Source organism: Rhizobacter sp. P3_B12 (genome assembly GCF_056402895.1).
This window is the reverse complement of the sequence record NZ_JBFUGN010000326.1, coordinates 1-5,955: the sequence shown is the minus strand read 5'-3', so window position 1 is coordinate 5,955 and position 5,955 is coordinate 1. Positions and strand designations below refer to the sequence as shown.

Below are 5,955 nucleotides of genomic sequence, written 5' to 3'. Positions count from 1 at the left end.
CTCCGGCACCGGCTCCCGCCCCTGCGCCGGCCCCTGCTCCCGCGCCGGCCCCTGCACCCGCTCCGGCGCCCGCCCCGGCCCCGGCACCCGCACCGTCGAGCGACATCGCCAAGCACGCGCTGGTCGGCTACTGGCACAACTTCACCAACCCGGCCGGCAACACCTACCCGCTGAGCCAGATCCCGGACGCGTGGGACGTGATCGTCGTCGCGTTCGCCGACAACGCCGGTGGCGGCAACGTCAGCTTCACGGTCGACTCCAATGCCGGCAGCGATGCGCAGTTCATCGCCGACGTGCGGGCACTGAAGGCCCGGGGCAAGAAGGTGGTGCTGTCGCTGGGCGGCCAGRACGGCTCGGTCAGCGTCGGCTCGCAGGCCGAGGCCACGAACTTCACCAACAGCCTGTACGCGATCATCCAGAAGTACGGCTTCGACGGCATCGACCTCGACCTGGAGAACGGCGTGGCGCAAGGCGCGCCGATCCAGCAGTACCTGGTCAGCTCGGTGAAGGCGCTGAAGGCCAAGGTCGGCTCGAAGTTCTACCTGTCGATGGCGCCGGAGTGGCCGTACGTGCAAGGCGGCTTCATCTCGTACGGCAGCATCTGGGGCGCCTACCTGCCGATCATCAACGGGCTGCGCGACGACCTGTCGATCATCCACGTGCAGTACTACAACAACGGCGGGCTGTACTCGCCGTACCAGGCCAACCCGTACCCGGAAGGCTCGGTCGACATGCTGGTGGCGGGCAGCAAGATGCTGATCGAGGGCTTCGGCCTGTCGAACGGCTCGGCGGGCACCTTCGCCGGGCTGCGGCCGGACCAGGTCGCGTTCGGCGTGCCGTCGGGCCCGCGCTCGGCGAACTCCGGCTTCGTCACCGCGGCGACCGTGAACAACGCGGTGGACTGCATGGTGAAGCTGACCGGCTGCGGCTCGCTGCGCCCGAACCAGGCCTACCCGACCTTCCGCGGCGTGATGACCTGGTCGATCAACTGGGACCGCTTCGATGGGTACAACTTCTCGGCGCCGGTCGGCGCGCACCTGAAGACCTTGCCGTAAGGCCCGCAAGGGCCTTTGGATACCCGAGCGGCGGGACGCCCATCCGGCGCCCGCTGCTCGGGGATTCACCACATGGCCCTACCATGCGGCCGCATGCAATCTTCGACCCTTGCCGCATGCGCCTGCTTCCTCTTCATCGCCTCGCTGCAGCCTGCCTTCGCGCAGCCTGAGGGGCTCGCGGCCTGTGCCGAGATCGGTGCCCCGGCCGATCGCCTCGCCTGCTACGACCGGCTGGCCGGCCGTGCGGTCGAGGGGCCGGCCCCCACCGGGCGCGAGGGCGAGAGCGATTCGAAGCTGGCCCCGAAGACGCAGCTGCTGCCGCCGGCGAGCCGGCCGGTGAGCGGCGGCAGCGGCAGCCTGGTCTCGCGCTACTGGGAGCTCGAGCCCGAGGACAAGCGCGGCATCTTCAACTTCGTCGGCTACAAGCCCAACTACGTGTTGCCGGTGCACCAGACGAGCCGCATCAACCGCGAGCCTCGATCGCCGACGCAGGCGGCCGTGCCGCTGCCGGACTACAAGCGCACCGAGGCCAAGTTCCAGCTGTCGCTGCGCACCAAGGTGCTGCAGGATGTGGGCTTCGAGGGCGGCGACCTGTGGCTCGCCTTCACGCAGCAGGCGCTGTGGCAGATCTGGAACGGCAAGGATTCGAAGCCGTTCCGCAACAGCGACTATGAACCTGAGGCGATCTATGTGGTGCCGGTTCCCGAGGCCTGGCGCGGGCTGCCGTTCGGCTGGCAGTGGCGCTACGGGCAGCTGGGGATCGCGCACCAGTCGAACGGCCAGTCCGACCCGTTGTCGCGCAGCTGGAACCGCGCGTCGCTCGGGGCCGGCTTCGAGCGCGACAACTGGTCGTTGAGCACGCGCCTGGTGCAGCGCTTCAACGAGAAGCTGGAGACCGACAACAACCCCGACCWGATCGACTACCGCGGCCGCAGCGAGACGCAGCTGAACTGGGCGAGCGGCGTGTCGACCGCCTCGCTGCTGTACCGCAACACGCTGCAGGGGGTGAAGTACGGCGCGCTGCAGCTCGAGTGGACCTACCCGGTGCTGCGCGACCAGCCGAACGGCCTGCGCTGGTACCTGCAGGCCTTCCGCGGCTACGGCGAGACGCTGACGGACTACAACTTCCGGCAGACGAGCTTTGGGTTGGGGGTGACGTTCCTGCAGTTCTGATTTCGCCGGGGGTGACCGAGAATGGCGCCATGAGACTGTCCGACGCTGAACTGGAGGCCCTGCTTGACGACCTGGAGTCGGATCGAGCCGAGCGCAAGGAGAGCTTCAAGGGCGACTCCCCCGAGAAGGTGCGGCAGGCCGTGTGTGCGTTTGCCAACGACCTGCCGGGGCACAAGGGGGCTGGCGTCATCTTCATCGGGGTCAAGGATGACGGCCAGGTGTCGAATCTCGACATCACGGACGACCTGCTGAAGGCGCTGGCCGACATCCACAGTGACGGAAATATCCTCCCGCTACCGACGATGAGCGTCGAGAAGCGAACGCTGCGCGGGGCGGATGTCGCCGTGCTGATGGTGTTGCCTGCCGACGCACCACCGGTGCGCTACAAGGGCCGCACCTACCTCCGCACAGGCCCGCGCCGTGACATCGCAAGCCGACAGGACGAGCGGCTTCTGAACGAACGCCGGCGCCACCGCGATCTGCCGTTCGATCTGCAGCCGGTGTCGTTCGCCAAGCTTGCCGACCTGCATCGGCCGACTTTCGAGGCGGAGTATCTGCCGGGCGCTTTCTCCGCCGACGCCCTGGAGGCGAACAACCGCAGCTTCGAAGAGCGATTGAGCGCCTGCCGCATGGTCGAATCGATCGACCACCCGGTGCCGACGGTGCTCGGAAGCCTGGTCCTCGGCAACCGTCCCCGAGATCTCATCCCCTGCGCGTACGTGCAGTTCCTGCGGCTGGACGGTACCGAGTTGGATGCGCCGATCATCGATGCGGCGGAGATCGACGGTCGCCTCGGCGAGGTGCTCTCCCGCGTCGATGAGAAGCTCAAGGCCAACATCTCGACAGCGGTCGATTTCCAGTCGGCATCCATCGAGAAGCGTTCAGCTGACTACCCGCTCGCGGCGCTGCAGCAACTGGTTCGGAATGCCGTGATGCACCGCGCCTATGAAGCGACCAACGCGCCAGTTCGCTTGACGTGGTTCAAGGACCGGATCGAGATCATCAACCCCGGCGGCCCCTTCGGCATGGTGACGCGAGAGAACTTCGGCATGCCGGGTGTCACCGACTACCGCAATCCGAACCTGGCCGAATCGATGAAGGTCCTGGGATATGTGCAGCGCTTCGGCGTGGGCATTGCGACGGCACGGCGTCTGCTGGCAGACAACGGGAATCCCGCACCGGAGTTCGAAGTGCGTGACTCGCTGGTCATGGTGTCGATCAGGAGAGCAGCATGAGTATTCCGGTCCTCTCCTTCTTCAACAACAAGGGTGGAGTCGGCAAGACGTCGCTGGTCTATCACCTCTCATGGATGTTCGCTGAAAGGGGGCTGCGCGTCCTGGCGGTGGATCTCGACCCACAAGCGAACCTCACCGCTGCGTTTCTCGATGAAGAGCGGCTCGCCTTGTTGTGGGATGAAGGTGCGGGAGCGTCAACGATCTTTCGCAGTGTCGAGCCACTGCTGGACGTCGGTGATTTTGCRCCGGTCGCCTTCCAGACCGTCGACCAGCGTCTTGCGTTGATTCCCGGTGATCTGGGCTTGTCGAGTTTTGAAGATGAGCTCTCTTCGGAGTGGACCCAGGCGCTGGACGACAAAAAGAAGGCGCGACCATTCCGGATACTGACCGCCTTCTGGCGTTCTGCGCAGGAAGCAGCGCAGCGCTTTGGTGCTGACCTGATCGTCTTCGATGTTGGCCCGAACCTCGGTGCCATCAACCGTGCCGCGCTTCTGGGCAGCAACCATGTGATCGTGCCGCTGGGCGCGGACCTGTTTTCCCTGCAGGGCCTGCGTAACCTCGGGCCGACACTGCGCGACTGGCGGAAGGGCTGGGAGCATCGCAAGCAGGCCTGGGCGCAACCGGAGTTCGAGCTTCCCATCGGGGACATGACGCCGATGGGATATGTGGCGATGCGCCACGGTGTGCGGCTGACCCGTCCCGTCCAGGCTTACACCCGGTGGCTGGATCAGATTCCGACGGAATTCCGTCGCAGCGTTCTGGATGAGGTTTCATCGTCCACACCGACGATCGAGCACGATCCCTTCTGTCTGGCGATGCTCAAGAACTACAACAGCCTGATGCCGCTGGGCCAGGAGGCGCGCAAGCCGATCTTCTTCCTCAAGGCGGCAGATGGTGCGATCGGGGCGCATGCAACGGCAGTTTCCGGCGCCTATGCTGATTTCAGGCAACTGGCCGGTGACATTGGCAAGCGCATCGGGTTGAACCGAGTGCCCTGAGTGCGGCTCAATGCGGCGCGTGCTCTTCCTCTGCAGCCAGAACCGCCTGCGCAGCCCGACGGCCGAGCAGGTGTTCGCATCGTGGCCTGATGTCGAATGCACTTCGGCCGGGCTCGACAGCTCGGCACTCACGCCGCTGGACAGCGAGACGGTGCAGTGGGCGCAGGTGATCTTCGTGATGGAGCGGTCGCACCGCAACAAGCTGTCCCGCAAGTTCAAGCCGTGGCTGAGCGGGAAGCGCGTGATCGTGCTGGGCATTCCCGACGAGTACGCCTTCATGGACCCGGAACTCGTGGACTTGTTGACGACGAAGGTGGGACCGTACCTTCGGGTGCGGTGAAACGGAAAACCGGGAGAGGAGAGCGTCAGCCCTTGGCGGCGGCCCGCTTGGCACGCTGCAGGGGCGTGTGCTCGGGAACGCGGGCTGTCTTGCGGTCTTGCGCGTAGTGCCAGCCCGGCAGGGCCTTGGCCACCTGCGCCGCCTTGGTGGGAGGCGCCTCGACGAGCATCGAGCCGGCCGCACCGCCGACGACGATGCCGCCCAAGGCACGCACCGACTTCTTCGCCGCCGTGAGCGCCTTGGCGTCCACGTCGCTGGAGTTGAAGAAGACGAAGCGCGCCATGGCCTCGATTATCGCGCCAAGCCCTTGCCTTGCATACGGGCGGGGAATCCGAGGTCCTGGGCATGCGCCGTGGCCAATCCCACGATGGCGGCCGAACGCCGGGCGTCGCGCGGCATCGCCAGCACCGCGCTGCCCGCCAGGCGGCGCGCCAGCACGCCGGTGGCGACCGGCGTGGCCATCGAGGTGCCCGACATCACGCCCCAGCGGTTGCCGAACAGCGTCGACACGATGGCCACGCCCGGCGCGGTGAGCGTGAGCTTGCGGCCGCGGTTGGAGAACTGCGCGAAGAACGGCACGTGCTTGCCGATCGGCTTGCCGCGCGGCTCGCCCAGCGTCCACTCCAGGTAGGCACCGGCCGGCCACGCGTTCTCCAAACCGATGGCCGAGACCGCGATCACCTTCGGGTAGCGGGCCGGGTAGTCCACTTCGTCGGCGCCGTCGTTGCCGGCCGCTGCCAGGCAGACGCAGCCGCGCGCCCACGCGAACTCGACCGCGTCGCGCACCGCCTCGTCCGCCAGGCTGTCCCCGAGGCTCAGGTTGACCAGGTCGCAGCCGTCGACGGCGGCCTGCTTGATGGCCGCCTGGATCGCGAAGGTCGACGCGAACGGATCGCCCGCCTCGAACACGCGGTACGCATGCAGCGACACAGCCCCCGCCTCGCCGCGCCGCCAGCCGCCGGCCGTCGCCGCGATCACGCCGGCCACGTGGCTGCCATGGCCGTCGGCATCGCGCAGCAGGCGCGTCGCTTCCTTCGCGGTGGTGTTGCGGCCGCCGGCCAGCTTCAGGTGATCGTGCGGTCCGATGCCGGTGTCGACCACGCCGACCGAGATGCCCTTGCCGGCGCCGGCCGCCGGCTTGCCGTAGACCAGGC

7 protein-coding genes are annotated in these 5,955 nt (G+C 67.1%); 5 read left to right on the top strand and 2 right to left on the bottom strand.

Translation table 11 applies throughout. The features are described from left to right. The 5 genes from AC1D01_RS17400 to AC1D01_RS17380 all read left to right on the top strand — a co-directional run. The coding region (locus AC1D01_RS17400) for a chitinase (RefSeq protein WP_477868402.1) at positions 1 to 1,055 on the top strand (1,055 nt) is incomplete at its 5' end. A 93-nt stretch (positions 1,056 to 1,148) separates the two neighbouring features. Beyond that, on the top strand, positions 1,149 to 2,228 hold the full coding sequence (locus AC1D01_RS17395) for a phospholipase A (protein WP_477868400.1): 1,080 nt from the start codon (positions 1,149 to 1,151) through the stop codon (positions 2,226 to 2,228). A 29-nt stretch (positions 2,229 to 2,257) separates the two neighbouring features. After that, on the top strand, positions 2,258 to 3,463 hold the full coding sequence (locus AC1D01_RS17390; protein WP_477868398.1) for an ATP-binding protein: 1,206 nt from the start codon (positions 2,258 to 2,260) through the stop codon (positions 3,461 to 3,463). After that, the gene (locus AC1D01_RS17385; RefSeq protein ID WP_477868396.1) at positions 3,460 to 4,461 is read left to right on the top strand and encodes a ParA family protein; all 1,002 of its coding nucleotides are present in this window, start codon (positions 3,460 to 3,462) and stop codon (positions 4,459 to 4,461) included. The genes AC1D01_RS17390 and AC1D01_RS17385 overlap by 4 nt, the downstream gene beginning before the upstream one ends. Before the next feature lie 10 nt (positions 4,462 to 4,471). After that, positions 4,472 to 4,801: a low molecular weight protein tyrosine phosphatase family protein gene (locus tag AC1D01_RS17380; protein ID WP_477868394.1), complete on the top strand. Its 330-nt coding sequence runs from the start codon at positions 4,472 to 4,474 to the stop codon at positions 4,799 to 4,801. Between the two features lie 25 nt (positions 4,802 to 4,826). Here AC1D01_RS17380 and AC1D01_RS17375 read toward each other — a convergent pair whose 3' ends face one another. Both AC1D01_RS17375 and AC1D01_RS17370 read right to left on the bottom strand, forming a co-directional pair. Beyond that, on the bottom strand, positions 4,827 to 5,084 hold the full coding sequence (locus AC1D01_RS17375) for a hypothetical protein (protein WP_457329693.1): 258 nt from the start codon (positions 5,082 to 5,084) through the stop codon (positions 4,827 to 4,829). 8 nt (positions 5,085 to 5,092) lie between these two features. Beyond that, positions 5,093 to 5,955, bottom strand: an 863-nt coding sequence (locus tag AC1D01_RS17370) for a S8 family serine peptidase (RefSeq protein WP_477868391.1), incomplete at its 5' end; no start/stop codon positions are given.